The organism is Hyphomonas sp. NPDC076881 (genome assembly GCF_050269995.1).
Classification (GTDB): domain Bacteria; phylum Pseudomonadota; class Alphaproteobacteria; order Caulobacterales; family Hyphomonadaceae; genus Hyphomonas.
In genome coordinates this window covers 40,191-61,200 of record NZ_JBNNJJ010000002.1, presented here as the reverse complement: position 1 = coordinate 61,200, position 21,010 = coordinate 40,191, and the positions used below count along the sequence as shown (strand labels likewise).

General features: G+C 62.9%; 26 protein-coding genes. 9 read left to right on the top strand and 17 right to left on the bottom strand.

From position 1 onward, the window contains the following. Positions 1-118 precede the first annotated feature (118 nt). Positions 119-1,159: an aspartate-semialdehyde dehydrogenase gene (locus ACQKI2_RS02185; protein WP_427378098.1), complete on the top strand. Its 1,041-nt coding sequence runs from the start codon at positions 119-121 to the stop codon at positions 1,157-1,159. Here ACQKI2_RS02185 and ACQKI2_RS02180 read toward each other — a convergent pair. Together ACQKI2_RS02180 and ACQKI2_RS02175 are read right to left on the bottom strand one after the other, a co-directional pair. Beyond that, positions 1,128-1,703 carry a hypothetical protein gene (locus ACQKI2_RS02180; RefSeq protein WP_427378097.1) on the bottom strand — a complete coding sequence of 192 codons (576 nt, stop codon included), beginning with the start codon at positions 1,701-1,703 and terminating at the stop codon, positions 1,128-1,130. The two genes, ACQKI2_RS02185 and ACQKI2_RS02180, sit on opposite strands and share 32 nt — an antisense overlap. 73 nt (positions 1,704-1,776) lie before the next feature. Then, positions 1,777-2,274, bottom strand: coding sequence for a prolyl-tRNA synthetase associated domain-containing protein (locus ACQKI2_RS02175; RefSeq protein WP_427378096.1), 498 nt, complete (start codon positions 2,272-2,274; stop codon positions 1,777-1,779). Positions 2,275-2,336: 62 nt separating this feature from the next. Here ACQKI2_RS02175 and ACQKI2_RS02170 point away from each other — a divergent pair, with 62 nt between their 5' ends. Further along, a complete protein-coding gene (locus ACQKI2_RS02170; protein ID WP_427378095.1) occupies positions 2,337-3,071 on the top strand; it encodes a DUF6065 family protein in 735 nt (244 codons plus the stop codon). A 32-nt stretch (positions 3,072-3,103) separates the two neighbouring features. Beyond that, a complete protein-coding gene (locus ACQKI2_RS02165; protein WP_427378094.1) occupies positions 3,104-3,532 on the top strand; it encodes a hypothetical protein in 429 nt (142 codons plus the stop codon). Between the two features lie 166 nt (positions 3,533-3,698). Here the strand turns inward: ACQKI2_RS02165 and hisE are convergent, their stop codons facing one another. Then, positions 3,699-4,061, bottom strand: coding sequence for a phosphoribosyl-ATP diphosphatase (hisE, locus tag ACQKI2_RS02160; RefSeq protein WP_427378093.1), 363 nt, complete (start codon positions 4,059-4,061; stop codon positions 3,699-3,701). 58 nt (positions 4,062-4,119) lie between these two features. Beyond that, positions 4,120-4,860 carry an SDR family oxidoreductase gene (locus tag ACQKI2_RS02155; protein WP_427378092.1) on the bottom strand — a complete coding sequence of 247 codons (741 nt, stop codon included), beginning with the start codon at positions 4,858-4,860 and terminating at the stop codon, positions 4,120-4,122. A gap of 104 nt (positions 4,861-4,964) precedes the next feature. Between ACQKI2_RS02155 and ACQKI2_RS02150 the strand changes: the two genes are divergently transcribed. Together ACQKI2_RS02150 and ACQKI2_RS02145 are read left to right on the top strand one after the other, a co-directional pair. Then, positions 4,965-5,876 carry an AraC family transcriptional regulator gene (locus ACQKI2_RS02150; RefSeq protein WP_427378091.1) on the top strand — a complete coding sequence of 304 codons (912 nt, stop codon included), beginning with the start codon at positions 4,965-4,967 and terminating at the stop codon, positions 5,874-5,876. Between the two features lie 53 nt (positions 5,877-5,929). After that, positions 5,930-6,739, top strand: a complete 810-nt coding sequence (locus ACQKI2_RS02145) for a crotonase/enoyl-CoA hydratase family protein (RefSeq protein ID WP_427378090.1) — start codon at positions 5,930-5,932, stop codon at positions 6,737-6,739. A gap of 125 nt (positions 6,740-6,864) precedes the next feature. On the opposite strand, the gene hisF is transcribed toward ACQKI2_RS02145, so the two are convergent. Continuing rightward, entirely contained in the window at positions 6,865-7,623 is a 759-nt protein-coding gene (gene hisF / locus ACQKI2_RS02140) for an imidazole glycerol phosphate synthase subunit HisF (protein WP_427378089.1), read from the bottom strand. Between the two features lie 149 nt (positions 7,624-7,772). Between hisF and ACQKI2_RS02135 the strand changes: the two genes are divergently transcribed. Beyond that, the gene (locus ACQKI2_RS02135; RefSeq protein ID WP_427378088.1) at positions 7,773-7,964 is read left to right on the top strand and encodes a hypothetical protein; all 192 of its coding nucleotides are present in this window, start codon (positions 7,773-7,775) and stop codon (positions 7,962-7,964) included. Between the two features lie 18 nt (positions 7,965-7,982). Here ACQKI2_RS02135 and ACQKI2_RS02130 read toward each other — a convergent pair whose 3' ends face one another. The 6 genes from ACQKI2_RS02130 to ACQKI2_RS02105 form a co-directional block, all read right to left on the bottom strand. Continuing rightward, positions 7,983-8,993, bottom strand: coding sequence for a L,D-transpeptidase family protein (locus ACQKI2_RS02130; RefSeq protein ID WP_427378087.1), 1,011 nt, complete (start codon positions 8,991-8,993; stop codon positions 7,983-7,985). Positions 8,994-9,155: 162 nt separating this feature from the next. Then, a complete protein-coding gene (locus tag ACQKI2_RS02125) occupies positions 9,156-9,659 on the bottom strand; it encodes a DUF4411 family protein (RefSeq protein ID WP_427378086.1) in 504 nt (167 codons plus the stop codon). Then, positions 9,656-10,852 carry an ImmA/IrrE family metallo-endopeptidase gene (locus ACQKI2_RS02120; protein ID WP_427378085.1) on the bottom strand — a complete coding sequence of 399 codons (1,197 nt, stop codon included), beginning with the start codon at positions 10,850-10,852 and terminating at the stop codon, positions 9,656-9,658. Before ACQKI2_RS02120 ends, ACQKI2_RS02125 begins: the two co-directional genes overlap by 4 nt. A 173-nt stretch (positions 10,853-11,025) precedes the next feature. After that, positions 11,026-11,766 carry a 1-(5-phosphoribosyl)-5-[(5-phosphoribosylamino)methylideneamino]imidazole-4-carboxamide isomerase gene (hisA, locus tag ACQKI2_RS02115; RefSeq protein WP_427378084.1) on the bottom strand — a complete coding sequence of 247 codons (741 nt, stop codon included), beginning with the start codon at positions 11,764-11,766 and terminating at the stop codon, positions 11,026-11,028. Positions 11,767-11,906: 140 nt separating this feature from the next. Next, entirely contained in the window at positions 11,907-12,539 is a 633-nt protein-coding gene (gene hisH / locus ACQKI2_RS02110) for an imidazole glycerol phosphate synthase subunit HisH (protein ID WP_427378083.1), read from the bottom strand. Positions 12,540-12,609: 70 nt separating this feature from the next. Further along, entirely contained in the window at positions 12,610-14,052 is a 1,443-nt protein-coding gene (locus ACQKI2_RS02105; protein ID WP_427378082.1) for a carotenoid oxygenase family protein, read from the bottom strand. 60 nt (positions 14,053-14,112) lie between these two features. Here ACQKI2_RS02105 and ACQKI2_RS02100 point away from each other — a divergent pair, with 60 nt between their 5' ends. Beyond that, positions 14,113-14,721, top strand: a complete 609-nt coding sequence (locus ACQKI2_RS02100) for a TetR/AcrR family transcriptional regulator (RefSeq protein WP_427378081.1) — start codon at positions 14,113-14,115, stop codon at positions 14,719-14,721. Positions 14,722-14,740: 19 nt separating this feature from the next. On the opposite strand, the gene hisB is transcribed toward ACQKI2_RS02100, so the two are convergent. Continuing rightward, entirely contained in the window at positions 14,741-15,337 is a 597-nt protein-coding gene (hisB, locus tag ACQKI2_RS02095) for an imidazoleglycerol-phosphate dehydratase HisB (protein WP_427378080.1), read from the bottom strand. 122 nt (positions 15,338-15,459) lie between these two features. Between hisB and ACQKI2_RS02090 the strand changes: the two genes are divergently transcribed. Beyond that, positions 15,460-17,232 carry a putative bifunctional diguanylate cyclase/phosphodiesterase gene (locus ACQKI2_RS02090; protein ID WP_427378079.1) on the top strand — a complete coding sequence of 591 codons (1,773 nt, stop codon included), beginning with the start codon at positions 15,460-15,462 and terminating at the stop codon, positions 17,230-17,232. On the opposite strand, the gene ACQKI2_RS02085 is transcribed toward ACQKI2_RS02090, so the two are convergent. From ACQKI2_RS02085 to ACQKI2_RS02070, 4 genes are all read right to left on the bottom strand, one after another. Continuing rightward, positions 17,214-17,732, bottom strand: coding sequence for a GNAT family N-acetyltransferase (locus ACQKI2_RS02085; RefSeq protein WP_427378078.1), 519 nt, complete (start codon positions 17,730-17,732; stop codon positions 17,214-17,216). The two genes, ACQKI2_RS02090 and ACQKI2_RS02085, sit on opposite strands and share 19 nt — an antisense overlap. Beyond that, positions 17,729-18,157 (bottom strand): nuclear transport factor 2 family protein, encoded by a 429-nt coding sequence (locus ACQKI2_RS02080; protein ID WP_427378077.1) that lies wholly within the window; start codon positions 18,155-18,157, stop codon positions 17,729-17,731. The genes ACQKI2_RS02085 and ACQKI2_RS02080 overlap by 4 nt, the downstream gene beginning before the upstream one ends. Before the next feature lie 48 nt (positions 18,158-18,205). Continuing rightward, positions 18,206-18,634: a hypothetical protein gene (locus ACQKI2_RS02075; RefSeq protein ID WP_427378076.1), complete on the bottom strand. Its 429-nt coding sequence runs from the start codon at positions 18,632-18,634 to the stop codon at positions 18,206-18,208. A 67-nt stretch (positions 18,635-18,701) separates the two neighbouring features. Next, positions 18,702-19,757, bottom strand: coding sequence for an HpcH/HpaI aldolase/citrate lyase family protein (locus ACQKI2_RS02070; RefSeq protein ID WP_427378075.1), 1,056 nt, complete (start codon positions 19,755-19,757; stop codon positions 18,702-18,704). A 125-nt stretch (positions 19,758-19,882) separates the two neighbouring features. Between ACQKI2_RS02070 and ACQKI2_RS02065 the strand changes: the two genes are divergently transcribed. Further along, positions 19,883-20,053 carry a YqaE/Pmp3 family membrane protein gene (locus ACQKI2_RS02065; protein WP_427378074.1) on the top strand — a complete coding sequence of 57 codons (171 nt, stop codon included), beginning with the start codon at positions 19,883-19,885 and terminating at the stop codon, positions 20,051-20,053. 2 nt (positions 20,054-20,055) lie between these two features. Here the strand turns inward: ACQKI2_RS02065 and ACQKI2_RS02060 are convergent, their stop codons facing one another. Continuing rightward, positions 20,056-20,985: a tyrosine recombinase gene (locus tag ACQKI2_RS02060; protein WP_427378073.1), complete on the bottom strand. Its 930-nt coding sequence runs from the start codon at positions 20,983-20,985 to the stop codon at positions 20,056-20,058. Positions 20,986-21,010: the final 25 nt, after the last annotated feature.

The following is a 21,010-nucleotide window of genomic DNA, read 5'->3' as shown; positions in this document are numbered from 1 at the left end:
GCTCCGCCCTGTTAAGCCCGGGGCAGTCCTGCCCGACGCGGGGGAATTGCACAAGCCGCTTTAAGATGCGGTCGAGATGGGCCATATAGCCCGCGAACAAGCACAAGAGGAGATTATCATGGGCACACGCATTGCGGTTGTCGGCGCCACAGGCAATGTCGGGCGGGAACTCCTCAATATTCTCGATGAGCGGCTGTTTCCGGCGGATGAAGTCTACGCTGTCGCCTCGCGCCGCTCCATCGGCAAGGAAGTGTCCTATGGCGACCGCACGCTGAAATGCCATGACCTCGAACAGTTTGACTTCAGCAAGGTTGATCTGGTCCTGATGTCGGCTGGCGGGTCTGTTTCGAAGGTCTGGTCGCCCAAGATCGCCAAGGCCGGTGCCATCGTGATCGACAACTCCTCGCAGTGGCGGATGGACCCGGATGTGCCGCTGGTCGTTCCGGAAGTGAACGCAGACGCCGTGCTCGGCTATGAGAAGAAGGGCATTATCGCGAACCCCAACTGCTCGACCGCCCAACTGGTTGTGGCGCTAAAGCCCATCCATGATGCCGTGGGCATCAAGCGCGTCGTTGTGGCCACCTATCAGTCGGTTTCCGGCAAGGGCAAGGACGCGATGGACGAGCTGTGGAACCAGACGCGCGGCGTGTTCGTGAACGATGAGCCTACCCCGGAAGTCTTCCCGAAAGAGATCGCCTTCAACCTGATCCCGCAGATCGATGTGTTCATGGATGACGGTTACACGAAGGAAGAATGGAAGATGCGCGTCGAGACGAAGAAGATCGTCGACGAAAGCATCGAACTGGTCGCCACCTGCGTGCGCGTGCCGGTGTTCGTTGGCCATTCCGAAGCTGTCCATATTGAGACCATTGGCCATATGACGGCCGATGAGTGCCGCGCCCTGCTGCGCGAAAGCCCCGGCCTGATGGTGGTCGATGATCCCAAGGAAGACCTCTATATCACGCCGAAAGAGTGCGTGGGCGAGTGGGCGACGTATATCAGCCGCATCCGCAACGACCCCACCACGGAGAACGGCCTCGCCTTCTGGTGCGTGTCGGACAATCTGCGCAAGGGTGCTGCGCTTAACGCCGTGCAGATCGCCGAGGAACTGCTCAATCGCGGCATCATCAAGCCGGAAACGGCGAAGGCGCTTTCCTGACATCTTCGCGCAGCTGAAGCCGGAGGGCGGAGAGGCGGGCATAGATGCGCGCCTTCTCCCGCATCGGTCTCCAGTCATACAGGAACGCCGCGACGGGGCGCCAGTTTGCGACCCATCCGATGATGATCAGCCCTTCGCTGATGAGGGCCGTACTCATACTGGGCCCCAGCGCGCGGACCAGCTGGCTGCCGGCAATGCAGGCGATCAGGAAGAGAAGGCCGACCAGCGCGTCCCGGCGGCTTTCCTTCAGGAATAGCCTGAGCTGCCGCGTCTGCCGGGCTTCCAGAAATGAGAAGTAGTTGGTGATCGACTGCTCCAGCGCGGCCGGGTCAAGGCCGCTCAGATGGCCTATGGGCAGATGGAGGACCAGGGAGATCTGCGCGCCGCGCGGAGCCTCCGGCACGGAATCCACGATGAAATCCTCGATGGCATCGTCGATATCGCGGTCTACGAGGGGGGAGGGGTCGAGCGAGTTGAAAAGTTCGTCCAGCGACCGCAGGCGAATGTCGATTTCGAACGGGGATGCAGGCTCTTGCGGCTTCATGGCGAGGCTCAAACAGGCAGGGCGTATGCGCCAGCCTGCGCGCCAAGCGGCCATGGGGTCAAGCGGGGCCGGTTCAGAGCTCGGAAAAATCCAAGATTTCAAAGCTGTGCCCGGTCGCTTCAACGAAGCGGCGGAAATCTGCCTGGCTGATGGCCGTTGTTCCGGTGTTGGTCAGCGGGTGGAAGTTCACGATGTCCGCGCCGGCAAGGACTGCATCGACGAGGAACCGCACGCGGGCCGGGCGGTCGTTCATCAGGGCAAAGGCGGTGACCGAACCGGGCGTGACACCGAGCACTTCGGTCATCAGATCCGGGGCGCCGAAGGAGAGGCGTTTTGTGCCGATCTTCCGGTGCAGCTGGTTGAGCTTCAACTGATTATGCGCTTCGGCGGCGATCAGGACGAGATCGCCATCGGCGGCTTTCAGGAAGAGGTTCTTTGTGTGGGCGCCCGGCATGTCGGCCTTCAGCGCGGCGGATTGCTCGACGGTGAACATGGCCTCATGCCAGGTGGTCTGGTGGGCTATGCCGAGGCTGTCGAGATAGGCGAAGAGGTCATCAGGGCTTGCAGGCATGGGCTCCTTTGGGGCAGGACTTTGCCTTGCCGTCAAGCAGCCAGGAAGCGGAAACCCAGCCCATGCGCCTTGAATGTTATAAGATTTACGATGTGGCGCCCGAGATCGTGCCCGGCCGGTCTGACCGGGAGTGGATGGACGCCTTCACCGATCGCCACCCCTACCGGTGCCTGCCGCTGACGATGGCGAACTCCACGGGCTGGGAAATTCTCTGCCCGATGGACATCAAGATCAAATGGAATGGCGGGCCGCGGAATGAAGACATCCAGCTTCTGACGACGGGCGATCCGCGCGCGATTCCGAGCTTTGCGGACGCCCATTTCATGCGCGGGATCGTGACGTTCCATACCGGGCACCTCTTCCGCACGCCGCCCGGCTGGGGCGTGTGGGTGACCGGGGCGCCCAACTGGCCGAAGGACGGGATCGCGCCGCTGACGGGCCTGGTGGAGACAGACTGGCTGCCCTTTCCCTTCACCATGAACTGGCAGATGACGCGGCCGGGTGAGGTGATCTTCAAAAAGGGAGAACCCTTTGCTTTCATTACACTTATGGAACACAAGCGGCTGGAAGAGATCACCCCGGAGCGCAAGCTGCTGAAAACCAATCCGGAGCTGGTGAAGGAATATGAAGGCTGGCGGGAAAGCCGGGCGGACTTCAACACGCGCCTCAAATCTGGCGAGGAAAACGCCATGAAGGAGCGCTGGCAGCGCCATTACATGCGCGGCGAGAAGCCCGATGGCGAGAAGGCCGATGCCCACCAGACAAAACGGCGCCTCAAGCCCCCGAAGGAGTTCTAGTGAAGGGCGTGCCCCCCCCGCTAAAACTCCCAATGGCAGCTTTGCTCTGCATAGTGGCTTGCAGCGGCGGAAAGGACAGTATTCCGGAGGCTGCGCCATCCGATGACACCGTTTCCGGGGGAAACGCCAGTCAACACATTGCGGAGTTTGAAGGGCTCTATGCATCAAGTTTTGAACGTAGCGCTTTCAAACCCTGTGATGTGGATGAGCGATGGTGGGCGGAATTCTGGACAGACGATCCAGATGCGATGGGCGTGGCAATGGGCGTTGACCTCAATGATCCGGCTTGGCTGGATTTGCAGGCCGCCAATCGATACCTCCGTGTGCGCGGAGGCGTGCAACGTGCGGACAATCTGATGGAAGATTTTGGCCATATGGGGAAATATAGGGGGCGCCTTTTTATTACGGAGATCCTTGAAGCCCGCGATGCCAGTGAGCTTGAAATTGAGCGTTGCAGGTGAACTGACGTTCGCTGCCCGCAGGCGCGGCGCAGCGGTCCAGAAGGCCATTTAGCCCAGACTGACAGGCATGCGGATACCGCTGGTCCTATCCCGTGGATAAGGGCGCAAAAAACTCCAAGAAAAACTCCAACGGCGAGGCCAGAAACTCCAACGCCGTTGGAGTTTTTCAGCTCCCGGAGGGCCGGGAAGACTTTTCGGCGATGCCGGACGTGCCCTGGCGTTTTTCGAGGGCGGCGGCCACCGCATCAAGGGCCACCCCGCGCGACCGGAGCGCGACGAAGACATGGTAGAGGACGTCCGCCGCTTCACTCGCCACGCGCTCGTCACTCTCGCGGCGAACGGCCTCGGCCAGCTCGCCCCCTTCCTCGGCGACTTTCGCGGCGGCGGCATCCGGGCCCTTGGCCAGGAGCTTCGCCGTCCAGCTTGAGGCGGCGTCGCCCTCAAGGGCGCGTGCATCGATGGTTTCGGCAAGATGCGTCAGGGCAGCGGCGAGGCGCGCAGGCGAGGCGAGGGGGGCTTTGGCAGTCATAGTCTTCCTCTAACCCCTTCTCCCTGCCGGGAGAAGGGGCGGGAAGGCGCATTGCCGGTCAGGCTGCGGCGAGGGCCACGGCATCCGGGCCAGCGGGGAAGCGGAGCTGGCCGGTGAGATCGCCCGCGGCGCGCCAGATGGCCTCGGCAACGTCCTGCTCCGTTGTGATAAAGGCGGGGGTGGCAAAGCCTTCAAGGATGGGCCCTGCAAAGCCGGCATAGCTTTCCGGAATCAGGTCTTCGAGGCGCACTTCGGTATTCTGCGAGAAGCGTGTCGTTGGTGCGTAGCCGGGTTCCACCAGTTTGGCGCGGACCCCGAAATAGGCAAGCTCATGGGCGAGCGAGCCGGTGAAGCCTTCAATCGCTTGCTTGCTGGCTGTGTAGGCCGCAGCCAGCGGCATCGGGGCGAGGGTCACGCTGGAGGTGACGTTGACGATCACTCCAGACTTCCGGGCCCGGAACATCGGTATCGCTGCCTGGCACATGGCCATGACGCCAAAAGTGTTGGTCTCGAACACCTTGCGGATATGCGCCATGGGCGTTGCTTCGAAAGCGCCGACAACGCCGACACCGGCATTGTTCACGAGAACATCAATCGGGCCGGCCATCCCCAGCGCGTCTGCAATGCTCTCCGGCCGGGTCACATCCAGAGGCAGAACGCGCATGTGGGCGGACGGGGGCAGGATCCCTTCGCGGGGCGTGCGCATGGTGGCGATAACGTTCCACCCCTGGGCATGGAAGTAGCGGGCCGTTTCAAGGCCATAGCCGGACGAACAGCCGGTGATGAGGACGGTGTTCATGGTGAGAGTTCCTTTCCTGTCTGTGCTTGACAGGAGAGAGAATAAGGTGCGTGATCAGGACTATCATCAATCAATAGTCTCAATTTCATTTGCAAAAGTCCGGAATGATCGATCCCCTTTCTCAAATGATCCGTTTGCTGCGGCCCAGCGCGATGTTCTCCAAGGGCATCAGCGGCGCCGGAAGATGGGCGGTCAGTTATTCCGAGTTCGGACATCCGGGCTTTTGCGCGGTGCTCGAAGGGCGGTGCCGGCTGGCCGTTGCCGGCGAGCCCGCAATCACCCTGGAGGAAGGTGACTTTGTGCTTTTGCCTTCCACGCCGGCTTTCACGATGTCTGGCTTCGAGCCTGCGGCTGCAAAGCGGATCGATCCAAGGAAAGCGATGCGTTCCGGTGAAGAAGTGCGGCACGGCCGTGCGTCAGGCCCGCCGGATGTGCGGTTGCAGGGCGGGTATTTTCTCTTTGACTCGCCCGACGCCGCCCTGATCGTGTCGCTTCTTCCGCGCTTGATCCATATTCATGGCGACAGCCGGCTTTCGGCGCTCGTGCATCTGTTCGGGCAGGAAGCCAGCGGTGAGAGAGCCGGGCGTGACCTGGTGCTGGAGCGCCTTGTGGAAGTGTTGCTGATCGAGGCGCTGCGCGCATCGCAAAGTGGCGATGCGGCGCCAGGGCTGCTCCGGGGGCTGTCAGATGCCCGCATCTCGGAGGCGCTCCGGCAGATACATGAGGGCCCGCAGAAGCCCTGGACGATTGATGAACTCGGCCGGGAGGCGGGCCTCTCCCGCTCTGCTTTTTTTGACCGGTTTACCCGCACGGTCGGCCTGCGGCCCATGGAATACCTGCTGGCCTGGCGGATGGCCCTGGCCAAGGACCTGCTGCGGCGGGAGGATTTGCCGATGGATGAGGTCGCCCGCCGGGTGGGCTATGGATCGGCCAGCACGTTCAGCACCGCGTTCAGCCGCCATGTTGGCCAGCCCCCTGGAAAGTTTGCGCGGACTTCCGCCCTCCAGACCGCTTGACGTCCCCAGCGGAAGGGCGCCAGCTTCACCTCAAAGTTCCGGAGGAAGCCAAGATGAAAGACCGCGTTTCGATTACCCTGCTGGATGACGGCGTTGCCGATGTGCGCCTGACCCGCACTGACAAGATGAATGCCCTCGACAGCGCGATGTTTGCCGGCATTGCCGAAGCCATCGACACGCTGAAGGCCACCAAGGGCCTGCGTGTGGTGGTGCTTTCCGGCGAGGGCCGTGCCTTCTGTGCTGGTCTCGACCTTTCGAACTTCGCCGCGAGCGAAGACAAGAAACCGGGGCAGGGGAATGTGACCTCCAATCTGGGCGATCGCAGCCATGGCATTGCCAACCTTGCCCAATACGTGGCCTGGGGCTGGCGCGAGCTGCCCGTGCCGGTGATTGCGGCGGCCCATGGCGTGGCCTTTGGCGGCGGCTTCCAGATTCTCTCCGGCGCAGATGTTCGCATCATTCATCCCGACACGCGCTGCGCGATCATGGAAATGAAATGGGGCCTCGTGCCGGACATGGCGGGCTTCCCGCTATGGCGCGGCAATGTGCGCGACGATGTGCTCCGTGAGCTGACTTACACCAACCGCGAGTTCAAGGGCACCGAGGCCCATGCGCTGGGCTTTGCCACCAAGGTTTCCGAGACGCCGCTGGAAGATGCACTGTGGCTCGCCAAGCTGATGGCGAGCAAGAACCCCGCCGCGATGCAGGCCGCCAAACGCCTGCTGAACGCGATGGCCGACAGCACCGATGCCGAGCTGCTGCAAATGGAAAGCGACGAGCAGAAGAAGGTGATCCGTACACCCAATCAGATGGAAGCGGTGATGGCGGAAATGCAGAAGCGCAAGCCGGTGTTTACGGAGTAACGTTTCAAGCCCCTTCTCCTTCGGAAGAAGGGGTTGGGGATGAGGGGGAGCGGAACTCTAAAGTTTGTGCAGAGGGGGTGGGGCGGGATGCCCTCACCCCAACCCCTCTCCCACGGGAGAGGGGCTTAGACCACCCGCACCGGCGCGCCCGCTTCGGCCAGGGCGGCGCGCGCCTCTGCCAAAGTCGCTTCGCCGAAATGGAAGATGGAGGCGGCCAGAACGGCGCTGGCGCCGCCTTCGATCACGGCGGGGGCGAAGTCCCTCACGCTGCCCGCCCCGCCACTGGCGATGACGGGGATGGTGACGGCGGAGGAGACCGCTTTCAGGAGCGGAATGTCATAGCCTGATTTCGTCCCGTCCCGGTCCATCGAGGTGAGCAGGATTTCGCCGGCGCCGCGCTTGGCCGCCTCGCGGGCAAACTCGACCGCGTTGATACCGGTGGGCTTGCGCCCGCCATGGGTGAAGATTTCCCAATGGCCGTCCACCGCGCGCGCATCGATGGCCACGACGACGCATTGGCGGCCGGCCTTGGCGGCGCAGGCGGAAATCAGCGCTGGATCTGCCACAGCGGCCGAATTGATGGCCACCTTGTCTGCGCCCGCGCGCAGGAGGGCGACCATATCCTCCACCGAGCGCACGCCGCCGCCCACGGTGAGCGGCATGAAGCAGGCCTCGGCCGTGCGGCTGACGGTTTCCAGCAGCGTGCCGCGGCCTTCATGGCTGGCGGTGATGTCGAGGAAGCAGAGCTCGTCGGCGCCGGCGGCGTCATAGGCGCGGGCGAGGGCGACGGGGTCGCCAGCGTCTTTCAGGTCCACGAAGTTGACGCCCTTCACGGTGCGCCCGTCTTTCACATCGAGGCAGGGGATGATGCGCGTTTTCAGCATGGGCGCTCCTTTGCCGCCAAAGCCGGGCGAATGCAAACAATCCTTAAGGTTGTGCGGGGTGGGAAGGGGCGGCGCGCTGGCCTATATTGACGCCACGGGAGGCTGATCTCGACCGAGCGAACTGACGAAGTAAGCACCAGGAGACAGACATGGACATGAAACAGACAGAGCGGAAAACCGCCGCGAGACTACAGAATGACGAGGCCGAAACGCTGGCGCGGCTGGCGGCGGGATTGTCCCGGCTGGATGTGGGCAGCGCGCCCGGCGGCGGGGAAAGCGATCTGGCCCATGCCTTGCGCACGCGGCGGCGGTTGCGGCGGCCGCTTTCATCGGCGCGCTGAAGGAAGACTTTCAGGCGCTCAGCCGATGGCGTCAACGATGGTGAGGGGCAGGCCGCCGGAGCCTTCTTCCAGAGAGTCCGGCGTGATCAGGATGGTGGTGCCCGGCAACAGCAGGGGCGCCAGAAGCTCTGCAAAGGCGGGCGGCAGCAGCGCCTGATCGGCAAGCTCATCGGGCGCGGCAGGGGGGAGCGACGCGACCGGCGCGCCGGGCGTGCCTTCGGGCAGTTCCAGCTGGATCCAGTGGAGTGCTCCGTCCACAGAGGGGCTGAGCATCAGCACGCGCGTGGCGGTTTCGCCTTCCGGCACATAGAGGCGGGCGCGGCCTATTTCGGCGGCCCCGCGCAGGGCCACCAGGGTTTGATCGCGGCGCGAGATGACGAGGGTGAGCGGGCCTTCGGGCGCGCCGTCCGGCATCCAGCGGTAAAGCTCATCCCCTGCCAGCGGGGCATGGTCCAGCGGCACGCCGCCGGGGCCTTCGGCGGCCAAGAGGCCGGGGGCGGGCGTGATCGCGGGCTCTCCCGCCACGCCGGAGACGATCACGGTGCCGCCCATCTCTGTGACGGCGAAGAGGCGTTTGGCAAATTCCAGCGGCAGGCGGATGCAGCCATGGCTCTGCGGATAGCCGGGCAGGGCGCCGGCATGCAGGGCGATGCCATCCCAGGTGAGGCGCTGCTGATAGGGCATGGGGGCGTTGTCATAGAGGTTTGACCGGTGATCGGCATCCTTCTGCAGGATGACGAAAACGCCCGTGGGCGTTTCATGGCCGGGCTTGCCGGAAGAGATGGTGGAGATGCCGATGCGCACGCCATTGCGATAGACGGTGGCGGTTTGCCGGGTCAGGTCCACAAACAGGGTGACGGGGCCCGCGGGGGAGAGTGCGGGCGCCCACACCCAGTCTCCGGGCTGGAGCGTCTCTGCCTGCGCGGTGAGCTCAGCCGCTGTGGCGACCAGCGCGCCCTGCGCCCCGGCGGGGACGGGCAGCGCCGCCAGCAGCGCAGCAGCAGCAAGAAGGGCGGGCAAGCGTTTCACGCCGGGCCTTTGGAGTTGCTGGCGGGGGATTCCGGCCAGGGTTGTGGGGCGGCCTCAAGGGCACCAGAAAAGGGCGCGCCTGGCAAGCCGGCGTGGGGGCGCGGGTCTATTCGGAAAGGCTGGTGGAGAGCGACACTCTGTTGGCATCGAAGTCAGCACGCATCAAAGCAGTTTCCACCCTTCTCGCCTCATGAGCGTTTGAAAGTCGATATGTTCTACGCCAATTTCGGCGCATACAAACGGAATATTCGGATTATAGAGACTGCCATTCGAGGGTCTCTCCGCTGATACGACACACCAACTTGTTCCCCAGACGTGCGCCCGTCCAACAACAAACGGATCTGCCCCGTTGATCCCTTTATTTTTCTTTTTTGGCGGGTTCTGGTACTTTAGAAGTAAGTCTTTGACGACCTTTTGAACCGCAGCATCGTCTTCTTCGTAAAAGTTTGGTTGGCTTCGACACCACCGCGCCAGATCCAGTGGTTCGTCCTTTGGGCCCTCTTTGATTTCATCTTTTACTGAACGAGAAGCCCGAAGACGTCCTTCCTGAACCAACTTTGCCATTCGTTCCGGAATCGATTGGAAGATATCAGGCCCATAAGAGTCGGCCCACCACTCAATTAAGGCGCTAGTGTCGATACAATATTTGGAAGCTAACGGGTTCAACCAGCTGCCCTCGTCAGCTTAACCTCGACTTCCTTTACTCTTTCCGGGCGAACGTCCAAAAGGTTGGAGGCGTCAAGCAAAGTCAACTGGCGCGAATGATAGCCTTGGAGGACCGACCTAATGAAGGAATGGTCTAGATTGTGGACGGCTCGGTCAGAATAGCTGCGGCGAAATTCTTTATCGGCGTTTTTCTCGCGCTGAGCAGCTTTAAGGCTCTTATATTCAGCCGTGTACTGAGCCTGCTTTTGCGCATAAAAATCCCTAGTAGTTAAGTTTAGCGTCAGTAGGCGGCGGACAAGCGCAAAGCGACTTACACCAAAATCGCGAGCGGCTTCCGAAATCTCTGTGTCTGACCAGTTTGATCGTTGTCTGTGGTTTCTAACAACTGAGTGGTTTAGAAAATCAGATTTTGGCATCAAAGCCGCTGCGGCGCTCGCATTGCAAAACACCTCTACAGCCATCTCTGTTGGGTTGCGGGGTTGGAAATCATCTATGTCGCACACTGAGCTTTCTTGCATCAGCACATGCACAAACTCGTGGAGTATCGTAAATGTTCTGCGGTTCTCTGTTTGTTTGACGCTTACTCCAACTACAGGCAGGGGTCGGTCGGAAAGTGAGAACCCCAAGACCTCATCTTCCGGAACAGTGTCGAATTGGAATACAAGAACGCCCGCGTTTCTGATGAGCGCGCGCCATGCTTTGTAAGCGCCAGCACCATCGCCCCAAGTAAGCTGATCCGAGATTGATACCTTTAATACCCTGCGTATTAATTCGCCCGCCGACTCTGGATCGGCTCCACTGTTAAGCTTTGCCGTCAAGGATGGAACGGTTTGATCCATGCTGTTGAAAAGATCGAGCGCAACATCCCGCCTGTCTCGCGCAGTTTTAAGTTCTCGAATTAGTTTGGGCGAATAGGTACCGGCCACCTCGCCTGGCAGCCTCCGAAAATCATGAGGGAGAGCTGATTCCTTCGGAGGCGTCGGGAGGAAGAAGTCCGATAACGCCCGTTTGTATAAATCGGCCAGGTCTCGTACTTGTCCTATAGTCAGACTGACCTCGCCGCGTTCGGAAGCGAATATAAACTCCTTATCTTTCTTCAGACGATGTGCGACCTGATCAACTGTGAAGCCAGCTGATTTGCGCAACCATCCGAGAATTAATGGATCTACAAGGGCTTCTGTTCCTGCAGACAACAAGTTCTCCAAAGCGCGGTGATGCCGAGTTAACTAAACCTGTAATATAATCCTATTGCGCCTAAAATGTGCAAGTCTAGTAAATGCAATTGAACTTAGAGTTGTCTGCCGTGAGGGTTTCAGCCTAACCAGCAGAGGCTGGAATTTGGGATCAACTGCGGCCATTGGCCAGCTCATACCCCTACATTGCGACCCGCCACCCCAATCGCCTCGCTCGCCACAATATCCCCGTCATAGAGCGCGCGGCCCAGGATTGTGCCGGCGATGGGGGCGCCGCTGGCCTTCAGGGCACGGATGTCGTCTACGCTTTTGACGCCGCCGGAGGCGATGATGGGGATGGAGACGGCGTTGGCCAGCTCTGCCGTGAACGGAACATTGACGCCGGTTTTGAGGCCGTCGCGGCCGATGTCTGTCGCCACGATGGCGGCGACGCCGCAGCCTTCGAAGGCCTTGGCGAGCTCTGTGGCGCGCATGTCGCTGGTTTCGGCCCAGCCTTCCACGGCGACCATGCCGTCCTTCGCGTCGATGCCGACGACGATGCGGCCGGGCAGGGCGCGGGCGGCGTCTTTCACCAGCTGAGGATCGCGCAGCGCAATGGTGCCGAGGATGACGCGGGAGATGCCGGCCTCCAGCCAGGCATCAATCTGCGCGCGCGTGCGGATGCCGCCGCCGAGCTGAACCGGGGCGGGGGTGGATTTGAGGATGCTTTCCACGGCGGCCTTATTCACCGGCGCGCCCGCGAAGGCGCCGTTCAGGTCCACCACATGCAGATGGGTGAAGCCCATCTCATGGAAAGCGCGGGCCTGGGCGCCGGGATCGGTGTTGAACACGGTGGCCGCGTCCATCTCCCCGCGCAGCAGGCGCACGCAGGCGCCGTCTTTCAGGTCAATGGCGGGGTAGAGGGTGAAGGTCATGGTGTCGTCTTTTGCTTGAACCCCTCTCCCTCGGGAGAGGGGCAGGGGTGAGGGGGTGGTACAGTCTGGCCGGGGGCGCGGGGAGGCGTTGCGCTCCCTCACCCCCAACCCCCTCTCCCAGGGGAGAGGGGGCTAGAAGGTCATGGGGTCCACTCCAGGAAGTTGGCGAGCAGGGTGAGGCCGAGGCGCTGGCTTTTTTCGGGGTGAAATTGCGTGCCGAAGAGGTTGTCGCGGGCGATGGCGGCGGCGAGCGGGGCGCCATAGTCGGTCCAGGCGGCGACCTCTCCCTGGTTTTCCGGGCGGAAGGCGTAGGAATGGGTGAAATAGGCGTGGGGCTTGTCGCCCAGGCCCGCCAGAACGGGATGGGGCGCGGGGATCATCAGCTCGTTCCAGCCGACATGGGGCACGGGCAGGCCGGGGGCGGGGACGAGCGCTTCGACGATGCCATGCACCCAGCCAAGGCCGGGGGTTTCGCCGTCCTCCAGGCCGATGTCTGCCATCAGCTGCATGCCCACGCAGATGCCGAGGAACGGCCGGCCCTTGCGCAGCACGGCCTCTTCCAGGGCCTCCACCATGCCGGGAATGGCGCGCAGGGCGCCGGCGCAGTCGGCAAAGTGGCCCACGCCCGGCAGCACGATGCGCCCGGCCGCGAGGATGTCTTCAGGGCGCGCGGTGACGTGGATGGCGGCGGCGTCCCCTGCCGCGGCGGCGAGGGCGCGCGCGCAGGAATGCAGGTTGCCGGAACCGTAATCGATGAGGGCCACGCGGGTCATGGCCGCGCTCTTAGCGGGGGCGCGCGGCCATGGCAATCAAGCGCGTTTGCGACACAGGCGCCGGGCGCCGTCAGCCAAGTGGCACCCAGTTGCCATGGAAGCCGGGCGGAATCCGGTGGGGCAGGGCGATGCTGGCCACCGGCGGGCCGGTGAAATCCTGCGCATTGAGGATCACGAGGCCGGTGGTGTCGGAGGCTGTGTCGATGACATAGCCGATCAGCCAGCCTTCATCCTCGGCGGCGGTTTCATGGGCCGCCACGAAGACGAACTCGCCGGGCATGCGGCCGGGGCCGAAATCGTGCACCTCGCGCGTGCCGGCGCCGAGGTCATGCTTGAAGAGGCGCGGGTCGCCCATGAAGCTCGGGTCTCCCTGCGCGGGCAGGGCGACGGTGTAGGCATAGCGGTAGGGCTGGCCGATGCGGCGTTCGTCCGGGCGCGGAAATTCCTGCGGGGCGTCGTCGATGATGCGCCGGGTTACGGCGCGGGCGGCGGGGTCTATCTCCAGGCTCTCAAAGGCGCAGATGCTGCCATTGGGGCCCGTGTTTCCGTCCACGAACATATCCTGATGCACGCAGGCATCCATGATCACCTTGCCGTCTTCGGTTTCATAGGCGTTGGCCGGGTGGAAGATGTAACAGGGCTCAACATCGCACCAGAGGATGTCGCTGCCCTTGCCCTCACGGGGGAGGAGGCCGATGCGGGCGGTGTGTTTCGGGTTCCAGCGATAGGGGAAGGACGCCCCGCCAATCAGCGCCGCCATGGAGAAGGTGACCGGCAGATCCATCACGATCACATAATTGCGGGTGATCATGCAGTCATGGATGGAGGGGCCGTTCTGCACGGCGATGGGCTCGTGGCGGCGCACGGCGCCCTCGGCGGTGATCACGGTGTGCCAGATGGTGGTCTGGTTCTGGCCGGTATAACAGATGGCATGGGTCTCGCCGGTCAGCGGATCAAGGTGGGGGTGCGCGGTGTAGCCCTGGCGCAGGAGGCCGCCGAAATCGCTGCGGGCGCGGGTTTCCAGCGTATCGGACACTTCCACCGGCAGGCCGCCCGCCTCAACCAGCGCCCAGATGCGCCCGGCCATGGCGACAACATTCGTGTTCGGACTTTCAGACCCGGCCGGTGTGCGCGGGCCGGGGGCGGGAGGCTCGCCAAGGGCCTGGCTGATCTGGGGCGAGCGGACCCAGCGGTTGCGATACCAGAGCGCCTTGCCGCCCTCCAGGCGCACGCCATGCAGCATCCCGTCGCCGACGAACCAGTGATGGGTGGCGGGGTTGGGCGGGCTGAAAGGGTTGGGGCCGTTGCGCAGGTAGAGACCATTCAGCGCAGGCGGGATGGTGCCGGTCACTTTGAGGTCCGTCAGGGTGTATTCAGCTTCCATCGGCTGATGGATGCCGGTGAGGTAAGGATTGGGCGCGCTGGACTTGCGGTGCGCGCGGTTGAAGCCCGCCACGCCCATGATGCCTTTGGTAACAACGCTGCGAATGGCAGTTTCGACGGGGCTGGGCATGGTGGGCTCCTTTGAAGCAGCCAGGTTGCGGACGCTGGGAACAATGTTTACGGTGACAACATGATCGAGAATGATAACACTGTCAACATAGGCGGGGAGAAAAACCGCTATCATCATGGCGACCTGCGCGCGGCGCTGATCGCGGAGGGGCTGAAGCTGATTGGTTCAGGCCCGGCGGAGACGCTGAGCCTGCGAGAGATTGCGCGTAATGCCGGGGTGTCGGCCACGGCGGTCTACCGCCACTTTCCGGACAAGGCGGCGCTGCTCAGCGCGCTGTGCACCGAAGGCCACGCCATGATGGCGGCTGCTTTCGAAAAGGCGATGGCGGGGAAGGGGGACCGCATGGCTGCCTTTATCTCCATGGGCCGGGCCTATGTTCAGTTTGCCCTCGCCCATCCGGCCCTGTTCCGGCTGATGATGGCGCAGCCGGGCGCAGGCCCTGCCCGCGCGCCGCAGCCTTGCGCCGAAGACAGGCCGGAGGATGGCATGACCCTGCTGGTGCGGGCGCTGGATGATCTTTATGGGCGGGACATGCCTGCCGGGCTGCGGGAGGCGCGGCGGCTGAAATCCTGGGCGCTGGTGCATGGCCTCGCCATGCTGATGCTGGACGGGCAGGTGCCCGCTGAGCCTGCGCTGATCGATGCGGTGATCGACGCCCACGCCATTTAGGCGCGGGCTTTGCGCCGGATCAGAGGCTGCCCTTGGTGCTGGCCGGTTTGCCGCCGAGGCGCGGGTCTACCGTGATGGCTGTGCGCAGGGCGCGGGCGGTGGCCTTGAAACAGCTTTCGGCGATGTGGTGGTTGTTCTCGCCATAGATGTTCTCGACATGCAGGCACATGCCGCCATTACCTGCGAGGGCATGGAAGAACTCCTTGAAGAGTTCGGTGTCCATCTCGCCGATCTTGTCGCGCCGGAACTCCACCTTCCAGATCAGATAGGGGCGCTTGCAGAGATCGATGGAGGCGCGGGTCAGCGTTTCGTCCATCGGGATATAGGCATGGCCAAAGCGCGTGATGCCGCCAAAATCGCCCAGCGCCTGAGCAATTGCCTGGCCGATCACGATGCCGGTGTCCTCCACCGAATGGTGGAAGTCGATATGGGTGTCGCCCTGGCAGTGCACTTTCAGGTCGATCAGCGAATGGCGGGCCAGGCTGTCCAGCATGTGATCGAAAAAGCCGATTCCCGTCTCGATCTCGGCTTTGCCGGTGCCATCAAGGTTAACGGAAACCGAAATATCGGTTTCCTTTGTCTTACGGGTGACGTCTGCAGTGCGGTTCTTTGTCATGAGAGGCCATATAAACTGCCGGAGGCGCAACAGCTAGCGCATCTGTGTTCACGGATTCCTAAACATCTATAGGGCAGTTTCTGCGGGAATTACTTAGTTGGGCACCCGTGGCGGGCAATGGATTGAAACAGGGAAGCCTCATCGGCCGTCTGACCGGCAGCCTCACCATTCCGGCATTTGCCGGGATCGCAGGCGGGCTTTTATCGATTTTCCTGTTTGCCCTGATCGTTGCCGCCGAGGTGATTTTCCGCACCAACAGCCAGAATGCGCCGATCGGGTTTTCCGTTCCCCTGCCGGTGATCGTGGGTATGTTGCTGTTCACGATCGTCACCTCCGCCACCGTCTGCTACTTGCTGGCGCGCCCGCTGCAGGACGTGTTCCTGCGGTTTACCACGTACATGATGTCGACCCGCGGGGACGTGGACGCGGACCTCTACTCCCTGCAGTTTCCAGAACTGCGGCGCCTGCGCGTGGCCACCACGCGCACCGTGCGAAAGCTGAAGCGGGAGAATGATCACCTCCGCAAGATCGCCTATCGCGACAGCCGCACCGGCCTGCCCAATGCCATCGCCGCCGAGAAGCGCATCTTCGAGATCCTTCCCAGCGCCAGTTTCGAGCGTCCCGCCGCCTTTATCCTGCTGGACATTGACCGGTTTGCGCATCTGGTTGAGCAGGTGGGGGCAGGGCATGGCGATATGATGATCCATGCTGCTGCCCAGCGGATTTCAAAAGCGCTGAGCGATGTGCCCGACCCCTCGGCTTCAGCCTTGCGCGGTTCCATGCTGGCAGCGTTGACGGCCGACCAGTTCACGCTGTTCATGCCGAACGCGGGAAGCCGCGAACATGTGATCGCGATTGCCCGGGCGATCCGTAACGCTTTCAACGAGCCGTTCACCATCCTCGGCCGCCCAGTGACGATATCGCTGTCGGGCGGCATCGTGATGGCGCCGGAAGACGCCGATTCGCCGCAGAAGCTGATGCAGAATGCCAAGCTGGCCCTGCGCCTTGTGCGCAACGAATCTCAATCCGGTTTCCGCTTCTTCACCCCGCGCCTGACGCGCATCGTGCAGGGGCGCTACCGGTTTGAGGCAGAGCTGCGCGACGCGGTGGAGAACCGCGAATTCAAGGCCGTGTTCCAGCCGAAGATCGATTTTGCCACGGGCCGTATCGTCGGCGCCGAGGCGCTGGCGCGTTGGCGCCGCTCGAATGGCAAGCTGATTTCACCGGCCGCTTTTATTCCGGTGGCGGAGGAAGCCGGCCTGATCGAGGAGATTGGCAAGCAGATCCTGGAAGCGGCCTGTGAAGCCGCGCGCACCTGGGAACTTGAAGGCCATGACGTAACCGTTGCCGTCAACGTCTCCCCCAGCCAGTTCCAGCGCAATGACCTGACCGAAACCGTGATGGGCGCGCTGCGCCGCTCAGGGCTCCACCCCCGGCGGCTGGAGCTGGAGATCACCGAAAGCATGGCGGTGTCGGATCCGGGCCGCGTGGCCGAGTTCATCTCGCCGCTGCGGGCGATGGGCACCAAGCTTGCCATCGACGATTTCGGCACGGGCCATTCAAACCTTGCGACCCTCACCCAGCTGCCCTTCGATGTGTTCAAGATTGACCGGCAATTTGTTTCTGCGCTGGAGACGGATCGTCAGGCGCCGGCCATTGTCGAGATGATCCTCGCCATGGCCGAAACCCTGGGCTTGAAGACGGTTGCCGAAGGCGTGGAGACGACCAAGCAGGCAGATTTCCTGCGCCGCCGCGGATGCACCATGGCGCAGGGTTTCCTCTATAGCCCCGGCTTGCCGGATCAGGCTTTCCTGGAACTTCTGCGCGCGTGGAAGCCTCTGGGCGCCAATGACGAGACGGGCAGCCCGGAAGCCTATCAGGCGCCGCGCCGGTAGGTGTAGACGGTCACGCCGCCCAGCAGTGTTTCGCCGGTATGACTGTAGCCGAGCTTTTCGGCGACGCGCCGTGATCCGGAATTGTCCGGCTCGATCACGCAGCAGCTGCTGGCGAACTCTGTTCCGTCCAACCAGTCATGGATCGCGCGCACGGCTTCGGTGCCATAGCCCTTGCCCCAGGCCTTTGGTCCGAAGGCCCAGCCCGCTTCCGGCCCCCAGATCAGATCCTTCGGCAAGCCGCGTTCAAAGTCGGCAAAGCCAGCTTCGCCAAGATAGGCGCCACTCGCCTTGTCGGTGACCACCCAATAGCCGAAGCCCTTCATTTCCCAGAGGCCGATCCCACGCAGAAGACCAAACCAGGCATCCTGGCGCGAGCGCGGTTTGCCGCCAATGAAACGGGTCACCTCTTCAGAGCCCCACATCGCCGCTGACGCATCAATGTCGCGGGGCTCGGCGGCCCGCAGAACCAGACGTTCAGTTTCAAGAACCGGCGCCTTCACGCACCCGCCTTCATCTTCGCCAGCATGGCGCCCATGGCGGCGTGGACTGTCTGGATGGCTTTCAGCGGGCGGACCATCACTTTGAAATCCGTGATCTGACCATCAGCGTTCCATTCCATCATGTCCACGCCGTTGACGAGGATGCCGTCCATCATCGTCTCGAATTCGAGGACGGCGCGGTCGCCGCAATCGAACACGCGGGTATAGCGGAAATCGTCATTGCCCAGCGTTTCACCGGCGGCCAGCAGATAGGCCATGGTGATCGCCTTGCCTTCCTGCGGCGTGTGGACGACCGGGCTTTTGAACACGACGTTTTCGGCGAGGAGAGTGGACAGGCCCTCGGCGGAGTGGTCACGGGTCATCCAGTCGAACCAGGCCTGCAGGTTCGGGCTGTGGCCGGTTTCGGGGATCAGGTGTTTTGCCATGGAGTATCCTTGAAAAGAGGAGGGCGATGGGCGCAGGCGGGGGAGGGGCTATTCCCCCACCACCGGCTCGGCAATCAGATAATCGGTTGCCTGATCGAAACAGGTGCCCTTCATCACAACGAAGCCGCCCGGAAAGTCCGGCTTGGTGAAGATGATGTCCATCCGGCCCCAGGTATAGGCTTTGCCGCCGCCCAGCGGGTCGCTCATTGCGGCGGGGCAGAGGCCGTCCGTGGCGGTGTCAGGATCAACCCAGACGCCGGCGTAGAAGCCGCGCCCCTCGCTCACCCCCGCAAGGCCCGGAAAGATACCGATCAGGCGCTGGCCGGTCTCGCCAGGAAAGGAGAGGATCGCCTCGCCGGTTTCCAGATCAGCCTCATAAACGATCTCGCCCACATTCGTGGTCCAGACTTCATCTGCCGCAGCGTGGCCGGAAAGGGCCAGAATGGTTCCGAATAGTCCTGCGATTGTCCTCAACATGGCTTGCTCCTGCCGGTTCCTCACCGGCGCAGGCTAGGCCTGTCTCAGGATTTTGGCGAGGGCCAATTCAACCAGCATAGGCGGCGGCAAGGTCGGGATCTTTCGACGCAACAAGGTCTGCCAGATCCGAAATCACCTTCGCCTGTTTCCAGGTGGCGTCGTCCTGCATCTTGCCATCGATCATGGCGACGCCGGAGCCATCGGGCATGGCGGCGAGGATCTTGCGAGCGAACTTCACCTCATCGGGATCGGGCGAGAAGACGCGCTTGGCAATCGCGATCTGATTGGGGTGCAGGCTCCAGGTGCCCGCGCAGCCCAGCAGGAAGGCGTTGCGGAACTGCTGCTCGCAGGCGTCAAGATCGGCAATGTCGCCGAAGGGGCCATAGAAGGCGTTGATGCCGGCCATGCGGCAGGCATCGACCAGGCGGGCGATGGTGTAGTGCCAGGGGTCCTGCTGGGCGCTGGCGCGCGCGCTGCCGTCGGCCTTGGGGTCTTCGATCACGCGGTAGAAGGGGTGGCCCCCGCCCACACGGGTGGTCTTCATCTTGCGGCTGGCGGCAAGGTCTGCCGGGCCAAGGCTGATACCCTGCATTCTCGGGGAGGCGAGGGCGATCTCCTCGACGCGGGCCACGCCTTCGGCGGTTTCGAGAATGGCGTGGAAGAGGATGGGGCGTTTGAGGCCGGCCTTGGCTTCCAGCTGGGCGACATATTGATCGGCAAAGTGAATGTCCCATGGCCCTTCGACCTTTGGCAGCATGATCACGTCGAGCTGGTGGCCGGCTTTCAGGACCAGCTCCGACACATCCTCCTGGAACCAGGGGGAGTTGAGGCAGTTCACGCGGCTCCAGAAGCCGGTGCCTTTGGCCTGCCAGTCATACATGTTAGCCATCTCGATGGCGCCGGCGCGGGCGGCGTCCTTGGCGTCTGCAGGAATGGCGTCTTCCAGGTTTGCCAGCATCACGTCCACCGTGGGGGCCATTTCGGGCACCTTGGCGCGCACTTTCTCCAGATGCGGCGGCACGAAATGGATCATGCGCTCCAGCTTCACCGGCAGTTCGCGATAGGGCTCAGGCGCGCCGATGGCGAGCGGCTTGAAGAAATTGCGCGGCGTTTTCTGGCTCATCTGGGGCTCCCTCTTGCCGGGCAAGGATTAAGGGCGGTGCTGCACCGCGTCAAACCGGCAGGGTGTGACGGAACGCCCGGCACTCTGATGCGTTTTCCTCTCACACGAGACGGAAAGGTACTCCCATGTCGTTATTGATGATCCTGCTGACGATTTTCCTGCCGCCGGTCGCGGTGCTGATCAAGGAAGGTCTCGGCCTGCAATTCCTGCTGAATGTGCTGCTGACGCTGATCGGCTGGCTGCCCGGCGTTGTTCACGCTTTCTGGGTCAATACCCGCGGCTCGGCGATCGCCTGAGGTTAGCGGCGGCTGTGGCCTGCCACCGCCAGGGGGTGGGCCGTTTCCAGCAGTTCGGCGAGTTCATCGGTCAGGACGTGGGTGTAGATCTGCGTCGTGGCGATGTCGGCGTGACCGAGAAGGGTCTGCACAACCCGGAGGTCTGCCCCGCCCTGAAGAAGGTGGGTCGCGTAGGCATGGCGAAGGGCGTGCGGGTAGACCCGTTCTGACCTTATCCCGGCTTTTGTGGCGAGGTCTTCCAGCATCTGCCCCAGCCGCCGGCGCGTGAGATGGCCTTCCTTGCCGCGCGAGGGGAAGACGAACCCTTCTGCCTTGCCGCGCAGCAGAGGATTATCCGGCAGGCTTTCCTCCCGCACATCCAGCCATTGCGCCAGCGCGATCAGGGCCGCCCGGCCGAGGGGGCAGAGGCGGTCCTTGCCGCCCTTGCCGCGAATGATGATGTCGGCGCTCATCCATTGCCCGGCCTTGCGGCGGGGCAGGTTGCCCACACGCAGGGTTACCAGCTCGGAGGCGCGCAGGCCCGCGCCATAGAGCAGCTCCACCAGGCATTTCAGGCGTTTGTCCGGTTCGCAGGCGGCGATCAGCCGGGCCACTTCCTCACGGGACAGCACATCGGGCACTTCCCGTTCGGGCGAGGGGCCATCCAGGCGGGCGGTGGGGTCGTCTTTCCGGTCACCTTCCTGGAAGAGGAAGCGGAAGAAGCGGCGCACAGCCGACAGTTTCCGGGCCTGGGTGGAGGGCGCCATGCCGCGCGCGGCCAGGTCTGCCAGCCAGTTTGACAGGTCTGCCGAAGAGGCGGTCACCAGGCGCAGGCCGCAGAATTCGGAGGCGTCCAGCAGGTCACGCCCATAGGCGTCGAGCGTATTGGGGCTTGCGCCCCGCTCGGCCGACATCATTTCAAGAAAAGCGCCAATACGCGAACGGTCATCCATCCGCCAACGCTAGGGAAACGCGGTT